Source organism: Sporosarcina sp. P18a, from assembly GCF_002743135.1.
Taxonomy (GTDB): domain Bacteria; phylum Bacillota; class Bacilli; order Bacillales_A; family Planococcaceae; genus Sporosarcina.
Genome location: NZ_PDYQ01000001.1, coordinates 674,066 through 691,823 on the forward strand (window position 1 = coordinate 674,066; position 17,758 = coordinate 691,823).

Annotated in this window: 18 protein-coding genes; 16 read left to right on the top strand and 2 right to left on the bottom strand. The window is 44.5% G+C overall.

Going from position 1 to position 17,758, the window contains the following annotated elements; all coding sequences use genetic code 11:
• Positions 1-323 precede the first annotated feature (323 nt).
• Together CSV75_RS03365 and CSV75_RS03370 are read left to right on the top strand one after the other, a co-directional pair.
• On the top strand, positions 324-1,265 hold the full coding sequence (locus CSV75_RS03365; RefSeq protein WP_099674739.1) for a thymidylate synthase: 942 nt from the start codon (positions 324-326) through the stop codon (positions 1,263-1,265).
• Positions 1,266-1,277: 12 nt separating this feature from the next.
• Positions 1,278-1,760, top strand: a complete 483-nt coding sequence (locus tag CSV75_RS03370; protein ID WP_099674740.1) for a dihydrofolate reductase — start codon at positions 1,278-1,280, stop codon at positions 1,758-1,760.
• A 9-nt stretch (positions 1,761-1,769) separates the two neighbouring features.
• Here the strand turns inward: CSV75_RS03370 and trhA are convergent, their stop codons facing one another.
• Positions 1,770-2,405 carry a PAQR family membrane homeostasis protein TrhA gene (gene trhA, locus CSV75_RS03375; protein ID WP_099674741.1) on the bottom strand — a complete coding sequence of 212 codons (636 nt, stop codon included), beginning with the start codon at positions 2,403-2,405 and terminating at the stop codon, positions 1,770-1,772.
• Positions 2,406-2,485: 80 nt separating this feature from the next.
• Here trhA and CSV75_RS03380 point away from each other — a divergent pair, with 80 nt between their 5' ends.
• The 10 genes from CSV75_RS03380 to CSV75_RS03425 all read left to right on the top strand — a co-directional run bounded on the left by CSV75_RS03380 (position 2,486) and on the right by CSV75_RS03425 (position 10,085).
• Entirely contained in the window at positions 2,486-3,322 is an 837-nt protein-coding gene (locus CSV75_RS03380) for a DegV family protein (protein ID WP_099674742.1), read from the top strand.
• Between the two features lie 25 nt (positions 3,323-3,347).
• Positions 3,348-4,151 (top strand): GDSL-type esterase/lipase family protein, encoded by an 804-nt coding sequence (locus CSV75_RS03385; protein WP_099629985.1) that lies wholly within the window; start codon positions 3,348-3,350, stop codon positions 4,149-4,151.
• A gap of 8 nt (positions 4,152-4,159) precedes the next feature.
• Complete coding sequence (locus tag CSV75_RS03390; protein WP_099674743.1) at positions 4,160-4,732, top strand: YpmS family protein; 573 nt, start codon at positions 4,160-4,162, stop codon at positions 4,730-4,732.
• 13 nt (positions 4,733-4,745) lie between these two features.
• The gene (gene msrA / locus CSV75_RS03395; protein ID WP_099674744.1) at positions 4,746-5,276 is read left to right on the top strand and encodes a peptide-methionine (S)-S-oxide reductase MsrA; all 531 of its coding nucleotides are present in this window, start codon (positions 4,746-4,748) and stop codon (positions 5,274-5,276) included.
• Complete coding sequence (gene msrB / locus CSV75_RS03400; protein WP_099674745.1) at positions 5,273-5,698, top strand: peptide-methionine (R)-S-oxide reductase MsrB; 426 nt, start codon at positions 5,273-5,275, stop codon at positions 5,696-5,698. The genes msrA and msrB overlap by 4 nt, the downstream gene beginning before the upstream one ends.
• 15 nt (positions 5,699-5,713) lie before the next feature.
• Positions 5,714-5,938: a YozE family protein gene (locus CSV75_RS03405; protein WP_099636297.1), complete on the top strand. Its 225-nt coding sequence runs from the start codon at positions 5,714-5,716 to the stop codon at positions 5,936-5,938.
• Between the two features lie 77 nt (positions 5,939-6,015).
• Positions 6,016-6,720 carry a purine-nucleoside phosphorylase gene (gene deoD, locus CSV75_RS03410; RefSeq protein ID WP_099629990.1) on the top strand — a complete coding sequence of 235 codons (705 nt, stop codon included), beginning with the start codon at positions 6,016-6,018 and terminating at the stop codon, positions 6,718-6,720.
• A 75-nt stretch (positions 6,721-6,795) separates the two neighbouring features.
• Positions 6,796-8,292 carry a lmo1851 family serine protease gene (locus tag CSV75_RS03415; protein ID WP_099674746.1) on the top strand — a complete coding sequence of 499 codons (1,497 nt, stop codon included), beginning with the start codon at positions 6,796-6,798 and terminating at the stop codon, positions 8,290-8,292.
• A 64-nt stretch (positions 8,293-8,356) separates the two neighbouring features.
• Complete coding sequence (locus CSV75_RS03420) at positions 8,357-9,256, top strand: CobW family GTP-binding protein (protein WP_099674747.1); 900 nt, start codon at positions 8,357-8,359, stop codon at positions 9,254-9,256.
• A 178-nt stretch (positions 9,257-9,434) separates the two neighbouring features.
• Complete coding sequence (locus CSV75_RS03425) at positions 9,435-10,085, top strand: CAP domain-containing protein (protein ID WP_099674748.1); 651 nt, start codon at positions 9,435-9,437, stop codon at positions 10,083-10,085.
• A 331-nt stretch (positions 10,086-10,416) separates the two neighbouring features.
• Here CSV75_RS03425 and CSV75_RS03430 read toward each other — a convergent pair whose 3' ends face one another.
• Entirely contained in the window at positions 10,417-11,775 is a 1,359-nt protein-coding gene (locus CSV75_RS03430) for an MATE family efflux transporter (RefSeq protein ID WP_099674749.1), read from the bottom strand.
• An 86-nt stretch (positions 11,776-11,861) separates the two neighbouring features.
• On the opposite strand from CSV75_RS03430, the gene CSV75_RS03435 reads away from it, so the two are divergent.
• The 4 genes from CSV75_RS03435 to CSV75_RS03450 all read left to right on the top strand — a co-directional run bounded on the left by CSV75_RS03435 (position 11,862) and on the right by CSV75_RS03450 (position 17,512).
• Positions 11,862-12,935, top strand: a complete 1,074-nt coding sequence (locus CSV75_RS03435; RefSeq protein WP_099674750.1) for an undecaprenyldiphospho-muramoylpentapeptide beta-N-acetylglucosaminyltransferase — start codon at positions 11,862-11,864, stop codon at positions 12,933-12,935.
• Between the two features lie 186 nt (positions 12,936-13,121).
• Positions 13,122-15,932, top strand: coding sequence for a 2-oxoglutarate dehydrogenase E1 component (locus CSV75_RS03440; RefSeq protein ID WP_099674751.1), 2,811 nt, complete (start codon positions 13,122-13,124; stop codon positions 15,930-15,932).
• A gap of 98 nt (positions 15,933-16,030) precedes the next feature.
• The gene (odhB, locus tag CSV75_RS03445) at positions 16,031-17,251 is read left to right on the top strand and encodes a 2-oxoglutarate dehydrogenase complex dihydrolipoyllysine-residue succinyltransferase (RefSeq protein ID WP_099674752.1); all 1,221 of its coding nucleotides are present in this window, start codon (positions 16,031-16,033) and stop codon (positions 17,249-17,251) included.
• A 63-nt stretch (positions 17,252-17,314) separates the two neighbouring features.
• Positions 17,315-17,512, top strand: coding sequence for a DUF6501 family protein (locus tag CSV75_RS03450; protein ID WP_099632336.1), 198 nt, complete (start codon positions 17,315-17,317; stop codon positions 17,510-17,512).
• Positions 17,513-17,758 lie beyond the last annotated feature (246 nt).

Genomic DNA, 17,758 nt, shown 5'->3' on the forward strand with positions numbered 1-17,758 from the left:
CACCATGTAGTGTACTGGCAGTGTAGGTAAGTAGTACGATCCATAAACGTAGTAAATTTTGGATGGAGAGTCAAATTAAAATGGATGTACTTCCCAAATAATAGTTCAGATGAACACTTTACCGTCCACTTTAATGCAGCATACTCTTCGTGTATACGCTATAAGTAAAGGCACCATTTGAACAGAATATATAGCTATACGACGAGGATTCTATATCGGTTACAAACACACGACCGAAATGGCTGTTTACTCAGCCCTTTCGTGGTATGTTTTGTTGTCTTAATGTTATAATGAAAATAATTTCAGATGAGGGAGCTTGAAGCATGAAGCAATATTTAGATCTATGTCAACATATTCTGGATACAGGAACGAAAAAGGGAGATCGTACGGGTACGGGGACATACAGTGTCTTCGGTTATCAGATGCGTTTTGATTTGGCGCAAGGATTTCCTTTGTTAACGACAAAAAAGACGGCGTTTCGTTTGATTGTCTCAGAATTACTGTGGTTTATTAAAGGAGATACCAATATTCGAACGTTGATACAGGAACGTAATGGAATTTGGGATGAATGGGCATTTGAACGGTATGTAAAAAGTGCGGCATATACAGGACCGGATATGACGGACTTTGGTCGCCGTGTACTACAAGATGAAGAATTCGCGGTTATCTACAAAGCCGAACTCGCTACATTTAAAGAGAAAATCTTGGCTGATGAAGAATTTGCGAAACAGCACGGTGATCTAGGCCCCGTATACGGCAAGCAATGGCGAGCATGGGACAGCGAGAACGGTGTCATCGATCAGCTCGCACAAGTAATCGACAGCATCAAACAGTATCCTGACTCGCGTCGCCACATCGTCACAGCGTGGAACCCGGCAGAAGTCGACGACATGGCTTTACCACCATGCCACTTACTGTTTCAGTTTTACGTAGCGGATGGCAAGTTATCATGCCAGCTCTACCAACGCAGTGCGGACGTCTTTCTAGGCGTACCGTTCAATATCGCGTCCTATGCATTACTCATTCATTTAATTGCACATGAATGTGGTTTAGAAGTAGGCGAATTCGTCCATACATTAGGAGATGCACACTTGTATCAGAACCATATCGATCAAGTACACGAGCAATTGGCGAGAGAGCCGAAAGAATTACCGACAGTACATGTGAATTACGCAGGTCGCTCAATCTTTGATTTGACGGTAGAGGATATTTCCATTGAAGGTTACGATCCACATCCGAGAATTAAAGCACCGATTGCAGTATAAGGAGGAAACTGTATGATTTCATTAGTAGTGGCACATGATCTTGGCCGAGTCATCGGTAAGGACAATGAGATGCCATGGTATATTCCGGAAGAACTACAATATTTCAAGGAAAAAACGATGGGCAAGGCGATGGTTATGGGACGCAAAACGTTCGAATCCATAGGCCGTCCATTAAAAGGTAGATTGAATATCGTCGTCACGCGCAATACAAATTACAAATCGGACGGGGTAACGGTCGTTCACGATATGGACAGCGCCGTGAAACTTGGCAGGGATTATGCGGACGAAGTGATGGTCATTGGGGGTGCGGAAATTTTCAAGATGTCGATGGAAGATGGTGCGGACAGATTGTATGTTACCGTCATCGAGAAACATTACCCAGGTGACACGTTCTTCCCCGCATACGAGGAAGATTACGTAATGACTAGCAAGTCTGAGCCGCATTATGCAGAAGACGGCACCGCTTATACGTACCAAATTTGGGATAAAAAATAACGTTCCTCTCTATACATAGAGAAGAACGCTAAAGAACATCGATGCGCTGCCTGCCATAACGAATAAGTGCCAAATTGCGTGATTGTACGGTACACGGCGTGCCATGAAGAAGTACGCACCTGCTGTATAGAACAATCCACCGATTACGAGCAACCATATGCCCTGTGGCGGCAGCGCGTTATATAGTGGTTTAATCGCTAACACGATCAGCCACCCCATCATAAGATAGAGGGCAAGGGATAGTTTGGCGAAGCGGTGAATATAAAAGATCTTGAATAAGATGCCGAACAAGGACAATCCCCAGATGACGCCGAATAATGTCCAGCCGAGTGCACCTTGTAAGGTAATGAGCAAAAACGGCGTATACGTTCCGGCAATCAATACATAGATGGCGGAATGATCAAGAATCGCGAAAAACGATTTCAATTTGACTGGCATACTATGTAGTAGCGTACTCGCGAGAAATAGTAACAACATAGACACGCCAAAGATCGTGAAGCTCACTATGGCAATTCCAGTGCCTTGTTTCACACCTTTTAAGATCAGCAAGACTAGTGCAGGGATACAGAGTAAGAACCCGATGGCATGTGTGATCGCGTTCCAACGTTCTTCCTGCATATTCTTGTAATCGAATGACTCTTCCATTGTTATCGCACCTCCCGCAACACACTATACCAAATACAACGAAAAAATCGCAATAGCTACACCCGAAGGAGATAGAAATCATGAAAAAAATTCATATCGTCACGGATTCCACTGCAGCACTAACGGATGAACTGATTGCTCAATACAATATCCATGTCGTACCTTTAACGCTGACCATCAATGATACGTCGTATATTGACGGCGTAGAAATCCAACCGGAAGAATTTCTCGACATGATGCGCGACGCAAAAGAATTGCCAAAAAGCTCACAGCCGGCTGTTGGCGTATTCCAGAACCTTTATGACGAACTGGGAGCGGATGGCTCACAAATTATCTCCATCCATATGACGGGTGGAATGAGTGGGACAGTGAAATCCGCGGAGACGGCAGCTCATGCGTCAAGTGCAGATGTTACCGTCATCGACTCCATGTATATATCACACGCACTTTCTTTCCAAGTGATCGAGGCATGCCGACTGGCCGAAGAAGGCAAGACGGTAGCAGAGATTGTGGAGGAACTTGATAGTGTACGTAAACGTTCCTCTTTATATGTCGTCGTGGATGTACTTGATAATATGGTGAAAGGCGGACGTATCGGTAAAGGGAAAGCGATGTTCGGCTCTCTCATGAATATCAAGCCTATCGCATCACTGAAGGATGGGGTGTATACGCCAGTCGCGAAGGTACGTAGCCATAAACAAGTAGTCTCTTATTTGTTTGATGAGTTTAAGAAAGAAACAGCAGGGAAAGTAATTCGTAGTGTCGGGATTGCGCATGCAAACGGCCTTGCGATGGCGGAACCACTAAAAAATAAGATTGAAGAGATGGGCATTCACGTGATGCTGTCATTTACGACACCAATCGTCAGTACCCATACCGGAGAAGGCGCGATCGGATTCATGTATTACACGGAGTGATATTAACTACAAAGGATATGACATTATGAGAAGAATGCTAGTGCTAAGTCTCGTCTTCTCCTTGTTCTTAGCAGGATGCCAGGTCCCATTCAGCAAAAAAGAGACGACGCTTGCGGAACGTGAAACCGTTGCGTTCGAACCGTTCATTGTGCCGGAAACATTTATCCCTAAACGCGTAAACGTATTAGGGCTAGGTGACTCATTAACACAAGGAGTCGGAGATGAACGGAAAGAAGGCGGATATTTCGGCCGTTTGACGTCGGACATGGAACAATGGAAAGGCATTATGGAAGTGGACGCTGTGAATTTAGCGAAACGCGGACGGCGTAGCGACCAGTTTTTAAAGCAATTGCAAGATGAAGACGTGCAAGAAGCGGTCATTCAGGCAGATTATATCGTCTTTACGATCGGTGGCAATGACATCATGAAAGTGGTCAGAGGGAATCTCATGCAAATGAAAATGTCTGATTTCTATAAGGCGCTTGGTAAATTCGAAACGAGAATTGAAGAATTGTTCGAAATTCTGCGCCTCTATAACCCGGATGCCCCAATCATCGTCGCAGGCCTCTACAATCCGTTCTCCGTCGTAACAGACGAAGTACAGGAGTTTGAAGACATTATCGCAGACTGGAACCGCTCGATTGAAGAACAAGTGGAACAAGATGGTATGGCCTGCTTTGTTCCGGTAAAAGATTTATTTGATTCGAATGAAAACCTGGTTTATCACACAGACTTCTTCCATCCGAACAGTAAGGGGTATGATTTGATGGAAGAGCGTTTTGTAAGTGAAATTAAAGGCTGTTCAGCGGTTGACCTGGAAGTGGAGTGAAGTACAGAATGAATATTTGGAAAGTAGCATTTTTCAGCCTGGCGGGAATCGTGGTGGCGGCGCTTGTAGGACTCATAATCCTCATCAGTGGTGCCACCGCTTCACCGCCTCTTCCGAAAGATCAAGCGGTCAAAGAGGAAGGCTATACGATGGCACTGAAAACAACTAAAGTGAATTTTGAAGGAATTGCGAATACGTACATCCGAAAAGCCGTAAAAGGTACGTTGCCAGTAGAAATAAAAATGCGCGACGATGTATTGTTGACGTCCGAACTCACGGTATTCTCGCATACCTTACCGCTCGCGATGCATTTTGACCCAGTCGTACGAAAAGATGGAAACTTAATTCTTAAACAATCGTCTATGGAATTAGGACAGTTGAATATACCCCCTTCTACGGTACTGAAATTACTGAAGAGTTCCGTAGAGCTTCCATCCTGGATGGTCGTGCGACCGAAAGAAGAGGAAATATTCATTGATTTAAAGGATTTGCCACTCTCGGGTGACGTCCAAGTGAAGGCAAAAGAAGTGAATTTAGCGCAAGATGAGATTATATTGGAAGTATTGATACCAAAAAACTAAGGGGGCAACGACTATGGCAATACAATACGCAACTTTCGCAGGCGGGTGCTTCTGGTGTATGGTAAAGCCATTCGACCAGTACGATGGAGTACATTCGGTTACGAGTGGCTATACTGGCGGACATACTGTCAATCCAACTTACAAAGAAGTTTGTACCAATACAACCGGTCACCGGGAAGCTGTAGAGATTGAATTCGACGATCGTGTCATTCGTTACGAAGAATTATTGAATATTTTCTGGCAAGTGATAGACCCTACCGACGCGGGGGGTCAGTTCCATGACCGTGGTGAATCGTATAAGTCAGCAATCTACACACACTCGGACGAGCAACGGCAAGCGGCAGAACGTTCGAAGCAAGCTTTGCAAGATAGCGGCAAGTTTAGCGCACCCATCGTGACGGATATCTTCCCAGCGGACGTGTTCTATCCCGCTGAAGAATATCACCAGCGGTATTACGAGAAGAACCCAGACCATTATGCACGTTACACTGTCGGATCAGGACGCGCAGGATTTATCGAAAAGAATTGGGGGAATCGTTCATGAAAAAAGACTTACGTACTGAATTGACAGAGATGCAGTATCATGTGACGCAAGAAAATGGTACAGAACCACCATTTCGTAATGAATATGACGCACACTTTGAAGACGGAATCTATGTAGACATCGTGTCAGGTAAGCCGTTATTTAGTTCAAATGATAAATACGATGCAGGTTGTGGATGGCCAAGCTTTACGAAACCAATCGAAGCTGTGGAAGTTACTGAGCATTTTGATACAACTCACGGCATGCGCCGCACAGAAGTACGCAGTAAGACAGCGGATTCTCACTTAGGACATGTCTTCCCAGACGGACCAGCAGAGCAAGGCGGCTTGCGTTATTGCATCAACTCCGCTGCATTACGTTTCGTTCCGGTGCGTGATCTAGAAAAGGAAGGCTATGAAGAATACAAGGGGTTATTTGAGTGAAGGAAGGTGACGACGATGGATCGATCCTTTTACCATTTCGCGCTACGTTACCGTGGCGGTGATCAAGACGATGAAAAGGCGTTGTTTGCAGATAGGATGTTTCGCGACGCCGGTTTCCCGAAAGATGAAGAGGATTTCGATTCATTGTCTCGTTACGTAGAGGACATGGCGGATGATCATTTACGTTCTACTACGTTTGATGAAATATACGCTATCTATCAAGAACTTTGCAGCAGGTAAATGGCGAGGGTTTCATTGCATCTCGCCATTATTCACTGTATGATAAAAACAAATTAGTGAAATGAGGCTGAAAAAAGATGAGTATACATATTGATGCAAAACCAGGCGATATCGCAGAAACGGTTCTACTTCCAGGAGATCCATTGCGTGCGAAATATATCGCGGAAACATTTTTAGAAGACGTCGTACAGTACAACGAAGTGCGAAACATGTTTGGCTTTACAGGAACATACAAAGGCAAACGTATTTCCGTACAAGGTACAGGCATGGGTGTACCGTCTATTTCTATCTATGTAACAGAGTTAATGCAAGAATTTGGCGTTCAGAAATTGATCCGTGTTGGAACATGTGGCGCGATTCAAAAAGACGTGAAAGTGCGTGACGTCATCCTGGCACAAGGTGCAACGACCAACTCCTCATTAAACGATGTAACATTCGGTCCGATTCGCTTTGCACCGATTGCGAACTTTGATTTATTGACGAAAGCGTACAATGCCGGAAAAGAAAAAGGCTTGCATTTACAAGTCGGAAACGTCTACACAGAAGACTTCTTCTATAATGAAGACGCACAGCATGAAAAATTAGCGCGTCATGGTGTTTTGGCCGTGGAAATGGAAGCAGCGGCACTCTATACGCTAGCCGCTCGTTATGGCCGACAAGCACTCGCTGTTCTGACAGTAAGTGACCACATCCTAACAGGCGAAATTACTACTCCTGAAGAGCGTCAAACGACATTTAATGAAATGATCGAAGTCGCGCTAGACGCAGCAATTGCCGAATAATAGAATAGATAGAAACCTACAAAAGACCGCTCTTGGCAGCGGTCTTTTGCAGGGATATGGAAGGTAGGGAAGACAATGAACGAAAACGATTCGCATGAGAACGGGAAATCCGAAACGGAAGCGCCGAAACCTACTCGCTATATTCGGCTCAAACCGTTTTCTCTGATCATGCTCATTTTTTTCCTTGTGCTGGCGACAGCCGCCGTTACCGTCGTTGCACTGACAGTCGGAGACGAAAAAGTAGTAGAAGTCGTCAAACCGAATCAAGTAGGTATGGAACGAAAAGAGTTCAAGAAACTGTATGAGGCATATGATCAACTGAAAGAAAGTTATTATGACGACGTAGACGATCAAGTCGTCATTGACGGCGCGATCAACGGAATGGTTGATTCATTAGGCGATCCGTACTCTGATTATCTAAATGAAAAAGAAGCCAAGCAATTGAATGAAAGCATATCTTCAAGTTTTGAAGGAATTGGTGCAGAAATTCAAGAGTCAAACGGCTATATTAGTATTGTTTCACCGATCAAAAACTCTCCTGCTGAAAAAGCTGGCTTGTTACCGAATGATACCGTACTGTCGGTAGACGGGGAAAGTATACAAGGTTTGTCTTCATCAGAAGCGGTATTGCTGATCCGTGGAGAAAAAGGGTCGACGGTAACATTATCTGTACGACGTGGTAAGAACTCTGATCCGTTTGACGTGAAGATCGTTCGTGACGTGATTCCGATCAATACAGTCTATGCAGAAATGCTCGACGACAACATCGCACATATTAACATCACATCGTTCTCGGAACATACGTATGAAGAATTACTCGAAGCGCTAAATGAAATGACCGATAAAGGGATGGAAGGCGTATTGATTGACGTGCGTCAAAATCCAGGTGGCATCTTAAGCGGGGCAATCGATATTTCCGACTTGTTCGTCCCGAACGGCAAGGTGTTATTCCAAACTGAAGAAAAAGGCAAGGCACCGGAAGCGTATCCTTCGTCTAACGGACAAAAAGTAACGGTTCCAGTCGCATTGATCGTAGATGAAGGCAGTGCGTCTGCTTCTGAGATCTTAGCGGGTGCGTTAAAAGAATCTGCAGGCATTCCGATCGTCGGTGTCAAGACATTCGGTAAAGGGACGGTTCAAACACCTACTCAATTACCGGACGGCTCCAACTTGAAATTGACGACAGCGAAATGGTTAACACCGGACGGCAATTGGATCCATAAAAAAGGGATTGAACCCGATATTGTAGTACCATACCCTTCCTATGCATCACTGCCTTTCCTCGATTCATCTGAAAAGATGGACGTAGGTCTCGTTTCTCCTTCTGTACAAGCTGCGGAAGAGATGTTAGAAGCAGTAGGCTATGATCCAGGAGAAACAGATGGTCTCTATGACGAGGATACAGCAGAAGCTGTTAAAACGTTGCAGAAAGATCTATCGCTGGAGCAGACAGGCATCTTGACTGGTGATACAACGGTTGGCTTAATGCAGAAATTACGGGACAAGATGAAAGAAGATGACCCGCAATTACTGAAAGCGAAAGAAGTCGTGTTAAAAGAAATCAATTCATAATCAAAGATCCACGCGTCCAGCAATCGTTGGGCGCGTGTTCTCTATGGAAAAGGATGATAGTCAAATGATAGATGTATATTTACTCAGCGGCTTTCTCGGAAGCGGTAAGACATCGTTACTCGTAAATTTGGTCGACCACGTAAAGGAATCTGGTAGACAACCCGCTGTATTAATGAATGAATTTGGGGAACTGAATATCGACAGTCAAATCGTTGAGGAGGCGGGAGAAGTTCCGTTAAAAGAATTACTAAATGGCTGTATATGTTGTACAGGTGCGGAATCTACGGAAGCCCAATTACAAGGTTTGCTAGCGGATTATCCGGAAATTGACGTGTTGTTCATTGAAACAACGGGTGCGGCTCACCCCGTAGAAGCGTTAGACGCTGTCTACTCACCGTTGTTCGCGGAGATGCTAGACGTCAAGGGAATCGTTACTGTAGTCGATGCGAAGCGCTGGATCGACCGTGACAAGCTGTCGCCGCGGATTCAGTCTTTATTCCTCGAACAAGTCCGCCACGCACACTTCATGGTACTCAATAAAACGGATTTGCTGACAGATACTCAATTGGCCTTCGTGACGATGCAAGTGACACAATTTAATAGTTACGCACCGCTCGTGCAGACAGTGAACGCGAAAGTCGACTTCCACTATGTCGAGAAAATGGTCAAAGCGGCGGTACCGAAACAGCCGGTCTCTACAGGGGGTGGTTTGCCACTTGAATCGAAAGTGTTGTCGTTTGATACACCGATCAACCAAGAACATTTTGAAGACTGGGTGCGGACATTACCGGATAGCGTCTATCGCATGAAAGGCTATATCCAATTAGAAGGTTCCCGGTACGCCCATTTATTCCAATATGCGTATGGTATGGTCAACTGGATACCGGAATATATGCAATTGCCTTCCAAGTTGGTGATCATCGGGGAGCAACTTACTGACATCGAATACTCGCCCAAAAACTAGTTGTCAATAGCGATCTATTGTTAATAGTGTTCTCCATTGGATAAGGTTGCCAATTAAATCACTCTTAAACTCTCATTCCATAGCTTTGTAGAGTTCATTGGACAAATTGGTAGGAATGACCAGAATCTCTCCTATTCTTTTACGTTATGCTAGGTCACGTAGAAAAGGAGGGACCAAGATGAAAAAACCTTTATCACTCATCTTATTAAGCTCAGCTATTTTATTGCCGACTCATGCAGCAGAGGCAAGCACGACAAATCAGGTGCAAACAAAGACGTATAATTGTGCCGTCGCAAATCAGCAGGTGTACCCGTATTACTGGAGTAACTATCAGAAGCCACAACAACCGAGCAAACCGGTAGCACAACCAACACCACAACAACCAACTCAACCAAACGAAGCAGTGAAAAAGCCACAAACAGACAAGCCGACACAGCAACAAACAGCGAATGTGTCCGCTACAGAGCAAGCCGTACTCGATTTGACGAATGCGGAACGTACGAAGGCAGGACTCAAGCCGTTGCAGATCGATGCAGCCTTGCAGAAATCCGCAAAGCAGAAATCAGCGGATATGGCAACAAACAACTATTTCTCTCATACGAGTCCGACATACGGTTCACCGTTTGATCAAATGAAGCAAAACGGCGTTACATACCGTTCGGCAGCCGAGAATATCGCGATGGGGCAGCGTAGCGCGCAAGATGTCGTAACAGCTTGGATGAATTCAGCTGGACACCGTCAGAATATCTTGACGCCTAGCTTCACGCATATCGGTATTGGGTATGATGCGAACGGCCACTATTGGACGCAGCAGTTTATACAGAAATAAAAATTTGAAGGTCAATGGAGTTATTTCCATTGATCTTTTTTTAATGTAGGGAGTGTGAGAATTTGTTTTTTTCGTAGTGTGAGTTCGAGATATGGATCAAGATTACTAGAGAAGCTTTGGGAATAGAGCGGTTACGGAGTAGTATAGAGCGCTTGACGTAAAGTATGAGCGCTTTTGGATCCTGATAGAGCGGATACGCATGAACCATGAGCGCCTGGACGAATGAATGAGCGAAACTCGCACGGTTCTCACTAGTTCTCCGTAATTACAATGTATACTACAACGAAAAAGACCAATGGAATAAAAACTCCATCGGTCTCTTATTATTTAGTCATGATTCAACTTCACGATACTTATTCTGTATATAACGTAATCTAAACGAAAGAATCACTGCACCCACTGCCAAACCGACAATGAGGCCAACCCAGTAGCCATATGCGCCGAGTTCGCTATAGCGTGCAAGTACGAATCCAGTAGGCAACCCAATGAGCCAGAACGACACGACGCCGACTAGGAACGTCATCGTTACGTCTTTATAACCACGCAATGCACCTTGGATCGGCGCTTGCACAGCATCCGATAACTGGAATAGTGCAGCGTAGAGGAAGAAATGCACGGCCAGTGTAATAATTGCTGTGTCCGTCGTATACATAGAAGCAATCGACTCACGAAACATCAGTAAAATGAATATGGATAAGAAACTAAATGCAACCGCGAACGCTATGCCGAGATATGTATATTCCCGTGCATCTTTAGCTTTTTTCGCACCAATCGACTGCCCGACTAATATTGTTGTACCCATTGAGACGCTCAACGGCACCATATACAGGAGAGACGTGAAATTAAGCGCAATCTGGTGAGCCGAGATAACTTGTGCGGTATAGCTGCTCATCAATAATGTCACAACGGAGAAGATACTCGTCTCGACAAAAATGGATAGACCGATCGGCACACCGATAAGTAAAATTTCTTTCCATTTGCGCAAAGAGATTCTTTGCCAACTACTAAACAGCGTATATTCCTTAAAGTGGCGAGATGACCAGGCGATGAGCACCGCGATGATGAACACGAGCCAGTACGTAAAGCCGGATGCATATCCTGCACCCGCACCACCCAGTTCGGGAAAACCGAAATTACCGAAAATCAATAGATAGTTCAATACAATATTGATCGGTGCGGATAACAGAATGATGAACATGGAAACACGGGTTGCGCCAAGTGCGTCAAAGAATGAGCGTAATACAGTATAGGCCATGAGTGGAACTAATCCGATGCTCATACCGGTCAAGTAGGCGGATGCTACTTCAATAACCGGCAAATCTAGCGGCATTCTCGTAATGGCGGGTAACACGACCCAATGGATCAATACGAAAATGATTGCCGAAAGAGCGAGAGATACGTATAATGCTTGCTGGACAGTAGGACGGACATCCTTTTTATTCTTCGCACCGATTTGCTGTGCGATAATAGGGGTAAGGCCCATCAGAATTCCAGAAAGGCCGGTATAGACCGGTATCCAGAAGGAACTGCCGATGGTCACGCCCGCTAAGTGAAACGTATCATAGCGTCCCGTCATGAGGATATCGAAAAACGACATCAAATAAAGTGCGACTTGCGTGATGACAATGGGAATCATAATCTTAATGAAAATAGATGTTTTTTGTTGCAAAGGTTTCGTTGCAGTAGTCATAGTTTTGATTTCCTCTACTAATTTTTTTCACTTTGACTATTGTAGCATGAAATATAGTAGACAACGCATAAGGAAGGATGGAATGAATGAAGCAACCGGTAGTCGTATTAACAGGTGGCGGTACAGCAGGACACGTATCCGTCAATCAGGCGTTAATTCCCGTTTTTTTGGGTAAAGGGTATAGTGTGCATTATATTGGCTCGCACGAAGGAATCGAAAAGGAACTGATCGCGGATGGCCATCCCGAAGTGGTATATCATGCAATTCAAAGTGGAAAGTTACGGCGCTATTTCTCGCTAAAGAATTTTACGGATCCATTCCGTGTGGGGGCCGGGACACTACAGGCGCTCTCTATACTTCGCAAAGTGAAACCGGAAATTATTTTCTCTAAAGGTGGGTTCGTTTCAGTGCCCGTCGTAATGGCAGCTAAGCTTGCGAACGTGCCGGTCGTCGTACATGAGTCGGACGTCACGCCAGGTCTTGCAAATAAATTGGCATTGCCGTTTGCTTCGCAAATATTTACGGTCTTCGAACAGACATTGCAGTACGTGCCTGAAGCGAAATCGATGTGTACGGGTCCGATCATTCGTCCCAAGCTATTTATGGGCAGTCGGCAAGAAGGCTTGCGCAAGACGGGACTGAATTCCGAAAAACCGGTATTCATTATTATGGGAGGCAGTCAAGGCTCCACCGTGTTGAATGAAGCGGTGCGCAAGGAATTACCCGCGTTACTTGAGAAATATCAGCTCATTCATTTATGTGGTAAAGGGAATGTGGTGGAAGGACTTTCAGTGGCGGGGTACGTACAGTATGAATATGTGACCGATGCATTGCCTGATCTGCTTGCAGCTGCTGATTATGCAGTCTCGCGTGCGGGTTCAAATGCAATATTCGAATTATTGGCGATCCATAAACCGATGTTGCTCGTTCCGCTTGCAGCGTCAAAAAGCCGTGGTGATCAAATATTGAACGCGGAGTACTTCGCTTCTAAAGGGCTGGCATTGCAAATAGAAGAAGAACAATTCGAAGTGCAGTCCGTTATAGACCAATTTGATGAACTTGTGAAGGAAAAAGCTCGATTGTTGTCGAATATTGAAAAGTCGACAGAACCGAAGACACCTGAAAAGATGGCGGAATTGATTTTGTCGTTCCAAAAATGAGAATGTACGCGGAGTACTTGACTGACGTCGTTTTCTGCAATTTTCAATGGATTTCCAAGTACTTTGCAGAAAACTACGCATATTAGGATTAATCCCTTTCAGTTCTAATGTTTGCGTGCTATTATTGTATAGAAGTAGTGAAAATAAACACAACAAGCCAATAGGCAAATGTGGAGGTTATATTACATGTCGAACAATGTGGATTCCCATCGTTCCCCGTATTCTAATTTTTCGGGTCCAAACCTTGGGTATGTAATGGAAATGTACGATCTGTTTAAAACAGATCAAGACGCAGTAGATCCTGATTTAGCAGAGCTATTCAGGAATTTTGGTGCGCCTCAGATGGATGAGTCAGGTCAAGAGGCAGTCGTAGCGCAAGGTTCTCAAACGGATTTGCGTAAAGTTCTTGCCGTTTATTCTTTACTTGAAGCTATTCGTTCTTATGGGCATCTTGCAGCAGACATTTACCCATTAAACGATCGACCTAAAGATACGTCCCGTCTTGAACTGTCATATCATGGATTGACAGAAAGCGATCTGGTCGGATTGCCAGCAACTTTGTTCTTGAAAAATGTTCCAGCGACAGTTGAAAACGGATTAGATGCAATGAATTACTTGAAGTCTCTTTATACGGGCTCCATTGCATATGAATTTTCTCATTTGATCGATGAAACAGAGCGTAACTGGATTCAATCAAAAATTGAAAACGGTGACGTACAGTCAAAAATGCAAGGAGACGAGAAAAAACAACTTCTTAAGCGTTTGACGGAAATTGAAGGTTTCGAAAAATTCATTCACCGTACATTTGTTGGAGCAAAACGTTTCTCTATCGAAGGAGTGGATACATTAGTTGTCTTAATCGATGAATTAATGCGTCGTTCCGAAGAAGCGAAAATGGAAAAAGTGCTAATCGGCATGGCTCACCGTGGACGTCTGAATGTATTAACGCACAACTTAAATAAACCATACGAAATGATGTTTGCAGAATTCGCTGGCGTACCGGCTTCACCGTTCTTGCCAAAAGACGGATCTCTTGAAGTAACTCGCGGTTGGTTCGGCGACGTGAAATACCATATGGGCGCACTTCATAAAGGGAAATCTGGGATGAATCGCTTCCTTGCGTACAACCCGTCTCACTTAGAAGTGGTAAACCCAGTGATTACTGGTCAGACTCGTGCTGCACAAGAAAACACGGATAACCCAGGTATTCCACAACAAGATACAAATAAAGCGTACGCGATTTTAGTACACGGCGATGCTGCTTTCCCAGGACAAGGTATCGTTCCGGAATCATTCAACTACTCTCGCGTTCGCGGTTTCAGAACAGGCGGATCGGTTCACGTCATCGCCAATAACACGATTGGCTTCACGACGGAATATTATGATTCCCGTTCTACACACTATGCATCTGATCCAGCAAAAGGCTTTGAAGTGCCTGTATTCCACGTGAATGCAGATCACCCAGAAGAAGTACTAGCTGTTGCACAATTGGCATTCGAATATCGCCAAGCGTTCGGTAAAGACGTTCTAATCGACTTGATTGGTTACCGTCGTTATGGGCACAATGAAATGGATGAGCCACTAGTGACGAATCCAGTGATGTACCACGAAATCCATAAACACCCAACAGTTCGTGAAATTTACGGACAGCGTCTAGTAGAGCAAAATCTCTTGACAGACGAAGAAGTGAAGGAAATGGATAAGTCGGTTATTGCCACTATGCAAGAAGCGTACGATCACGTAAAAGAACAATCAGCAGACGCACCTGAAGTTTCCAATGAAACTCCAGAAGTAGTACTAGCCGGACTTCCACGTGACCTCGAAACAGGGGTAGCGGAAGAACGACTTCGCCAAATGAACGATGAGCTATTGACGTATCCAGCTGAATTTACGGTCTTCAACAAATTGGATAAAATCTTGAAGCGTCGCCTGGAGCCGTTTAAAGGTAAAGGGAAAATCGACTGGGCACATGCTGAGCAATTGGCATTCGGTTCAATCATTCAAGACGGTAAGCCAATCCGTATGTCTGGACAAGATATCCAACGCGGTACATTTGCACAGCGTCACTTAGTCTTACATGATGAAAAAACAGGTGAAGAACTTGTTCCATTGCATCATATCAGTGGATCTAATGCATCATTCGTGGCGTATAACAGCCCATTGTCTGAAGCAGGAATCGTAGGATATGAATTCGGTTATAACTTGGAAGAAGACAAAACGATGTCGATCTGGGAAGCGCAATACGGAGACTTCTCCAACATGGCACAAGTCATGTTCGACCAGTTCGTATCTTCAAGTTATTCGAAGTGGGGTCAGCAATCCGGCCTAGTGCTATTGTTGCCACACGCATTCGAAGGACAAGGTCCAGAACACTCCAGTTCACGTATTGAGCGTTACCTACAGCTGTGTGGGGAAAACAACTGGACGGTTGCGAATATCTCCAGTGCAGCAAACTACTTCCACGTATTGCGTCGTCAGTCGAAGATTCTCGGCAGCGAAGCAGAACGTCCGTTAGTGATTGCTACACCTAAGTCATTACTTCGTCACCCACTCGTTGGAGCAGACGTTGAAGACTTGACGGAAGGTCACTTCAAGACTGTTCTTGAACAACCTGGCACAGGAACAAAACCTGGAAAAGTGAAAAAGATCTTGTTTGCAAGCGGGAAGATGGCAATTGACCTAGCTGAGAAGATCAAAGACGGCAAAGGATTTGACTACTTGCACGTTGTACGTGTAGAGCAGCTATATCCATTCCCATCCGACAAAATTAAAGAAATCGTTGCACGATACCCGAAAGCGAAAGATTTAGTATGGGTACAAGAAGAGCCGAAGAACATGGGTACATGGTCGTTCGCTTATCCATACCTAGAAAAATTAGCTGACGGTAAGGACATTTCTTATGTAGGACGTATTAAGCGTTCAAGTCCTTCTGAAGGTGACGGTGCTTCTCATAAAAAAGAACAAAATCGTATCATTGAAGAAGCCTTGAAAAAGTGATATAACGAGTACGTAAGCTTTACCATTACATGTAAAACTACTTATACAAAGTAGCTTAGCCGTTAGAAAAACGGTATACCTACGAGGAGGAATTTATTGTGGCAGAGATCAGAGTACCTGAACTAGCAGAATCAATTACAGAAGGTACAATTGCAAAATGGTTAAAACAACCCGGTGAAAACGTAGATAAAGGTGAATTCATCGTTGAATTGGAAACAGATAAAGTGAACGTCGAAGTCATTTCGGAAGAAGCAGGCGTGTTATCCGAACTATTGGCTGCAGAAGGCGACACAGTTGAAGTTGGCCAAGTAATCGCGATTGTAGGTGAAGGTTCAGGTGCACCGGCACAACAAGCTCCACAAGCAACACCAGCACCAGCACAAAAAGAAGAAACTCCAGCTCCAGCAGCGGCTGCAACGGAAGAAACTTCTTCTTCAGACCGCACTATTGCAAGCCCAGCAGCACGCAAGCTTGCTCGTGAAAAAGGTATCAATCTTGCAGACGTATCACCTGTTGATCCAATGGGTCGCGTCCGCGCGCAAGATGTATCTGCTCACAACAACGCTCCAGCACCTAAAGCTCCTGCGGCACCAGCTGCTAAAGCAGAAGCAAAGGATGACGGCCGTATTACGCGTCAGAAAATGACTCGTCGTCGTCAAACGATCGCTAAGCGTTTGCTTGAAGTAAGACAATCCACAGCAATGTTGACGACTTTCAATGAAATCGATATGTCGAAAATGATGGAACTTCGTTCACGCAAAAAAGATCAGTTCTTCGAGCAAAACGATGTACGTCTAGGCTTCATGTCATTCTTCACGAAAGCAGTCGTAGCAGCATTGAAGAAATATCCATATGTTAACTCTGAAATCGATGGCGATGAAATTCTGTTGAAGAACTACTTCGATATCGGTATCGCGGTATCTACTGACGGTGGACTAGTTGTACCAAACGTAGTCGATGCAGACCGTAAGAGCTTTGCTGAAATCGAAGCGTCTATCGGAGAACTTGCGAAAAAAGCCCGCGACAATAAGTTGACAATGGCTGATATGACAGGCGGTTCATTCACAATTACAAACGGTGGAGTATTTGGTTCACTATTGTCTACTCCAATCCTAAACGGTACACAAGTAGGAATCTTGGGTATGCATACAATTCAGAAGCGTCCAGTAGCTATTGGGGACAATATTGAAATTCGCCCAATGATGTATGTTGCACTTTCTTACGATCACCGTGTAATTGATGGTAAAGATTCAGTAGGATTCTTGAAGATGGTTAAAGAGTTGCTTGAAAACCCTGAAGACCTTCTACTAGGTTCTTAATTAACACACACCAAGTGACCCGCTAATCAGCGGGTCGCTTTTATTTAGGGAAGGAGAGATTTTATGTCATATTTACAATGGTTGGATGAACCTACGTTGAAGACGGTGACGTGTACCCATACCGATGCAGCGAAGTATTTGGTAAGTAATATGCTGACAGTGGGGAAGACCTATGAAGTGAAGAATGAAACGGAAGAGTTTATCTTTGTGGTAGACAATTCAGGCAAGGTCGGCGGATATTATAAGACGTATTTTGAGTGATTGGTGAATAAAATAGTAGGGTATTACAAGACGATTCTTCATTGAATCGTCTTTTTTTATGTGGGAGAGTGATAGGGGTGAGCAGGATGGAATCATTGAACAACTGTTTGTTGTGGTTTGAAGATTTTTCGTGGATAACTAGTGTGAACAATGCGGGTTTCGCTCATTCATTCGTCTAAGCTCTCTATTACGGCTTGTATTCGCTCAATCGTCTTAGCTAACCGCTCAATCAGGTTCCGGGGACGC

Coding starts and splice junctions, on each gene's coding strand:
- CSV75_RS03365 (WP_099674739.1), top strand. CDS start 324: ATGAAGCAATATTTAGATCTATGTCAACATATTCTGGATACAGGAACG.
- CSV75_RS03370 (WP_099674740.1), top strand. CDS start 1,278: ATGATTTCATTAGTAGTGGCACATGATCTTGGCCGAGTCATCGGTAAG.
- trhA (WP_099674741.1), bottom strand. CDS start 2,405: ATGGAAGAGTCATTCGATTACAAGAATATGCAGGAAGAACGTTGGAAC.
- CSV75_RS03380 (WP_099674742.1), top strand. CDS start 2,486: ATGAAAAAAATTCATATCGTCACGGATTCCACTGCAGCACTAACGGAT.
- CSV75_RS03385 (WP_099629985.1), top strand. CDS start 3,348: ATGAGAAGAATGCTAGTGCTAAGTCTCGTCTTCTCCTTGTTCTTAGCA.
- CSV75_RS03390 (WP_099674743.1), top strand. CDS start 4,160: ATGAATATTTGGAAAGTAGCATTTTTCAGCCTGGCGGGAATCGTGGTG.
- msrA (WP_099674744.1), top strand. CDS start 4,746: ATGGCAATACAATACGCAACTTTCGCAGGCGGGTGCTTCTGGTGTATG.
- msrB (WP_099674745.1), top strand. CDS start 5,273: ATGAAAAAAGACTTACGTACTGAATTGACAGAGATGCAGTATCATGTG.
- CSV75_RS03405 (WP_099636297.1), top strand. CDS start 5,714: ATGGATCGATCCTTTTACCATTTCGCGCTACGTTACCGTGGCGGTGAT.
- deoD (WP_099629990.1), top strand. CDS start 6,016: ATGAGTATACATATTGATGCAAAACCAGGCGATATCGCAGAAACGGTT.
- CSV75_RS03415 (WP_099674746.1), top strand. CDS start 6,796: ATGAACGAAAACGATTCGCATGAGAACGGGAAATCCGAAACGGAAGCG.
- CSV75_RS03420 (WP_099674747.1), top strand. CDS start 8,357: ATGATAGATGTATATTTACTCAGCGGCTTTCTCGGAAGCGGTAAGACA.
- CSV75_RS03425 (WP_099674748.1), top strand. CDS start 9,435: ATGAAAAAACCTTTATCACTCATCTTATTAAGCTCAGCTATTTTATTG.
- CSV75_RS03430 (WP_099674749.1), bottom strand. CDS start 11,775: ATGACTACTGCAACGAAACCTTTGCAACAAAAAACATCTATTTTCATT.
- CSV75_RS03435 (WP_099674750.1), top strand. CDS start 11,862: ATGAAGCAACCGGTAGTCGTATTAACAGGTGGCGGTACAGCAGGACAC.
- CSV75_RS03440 (WP_099674751.1), top strand. CDS start 13,122: ATGTCGAACAATGTGGATTCCCATCGTTCCCCGTATTCTAATTTTTCG.
- CSV75_RS03450 (WP_099632336.1), top strand. CDS start 17,315: ATGTCATATTTACAATGGTTGGATGAACCTACGTTGAAGACGGTGACG.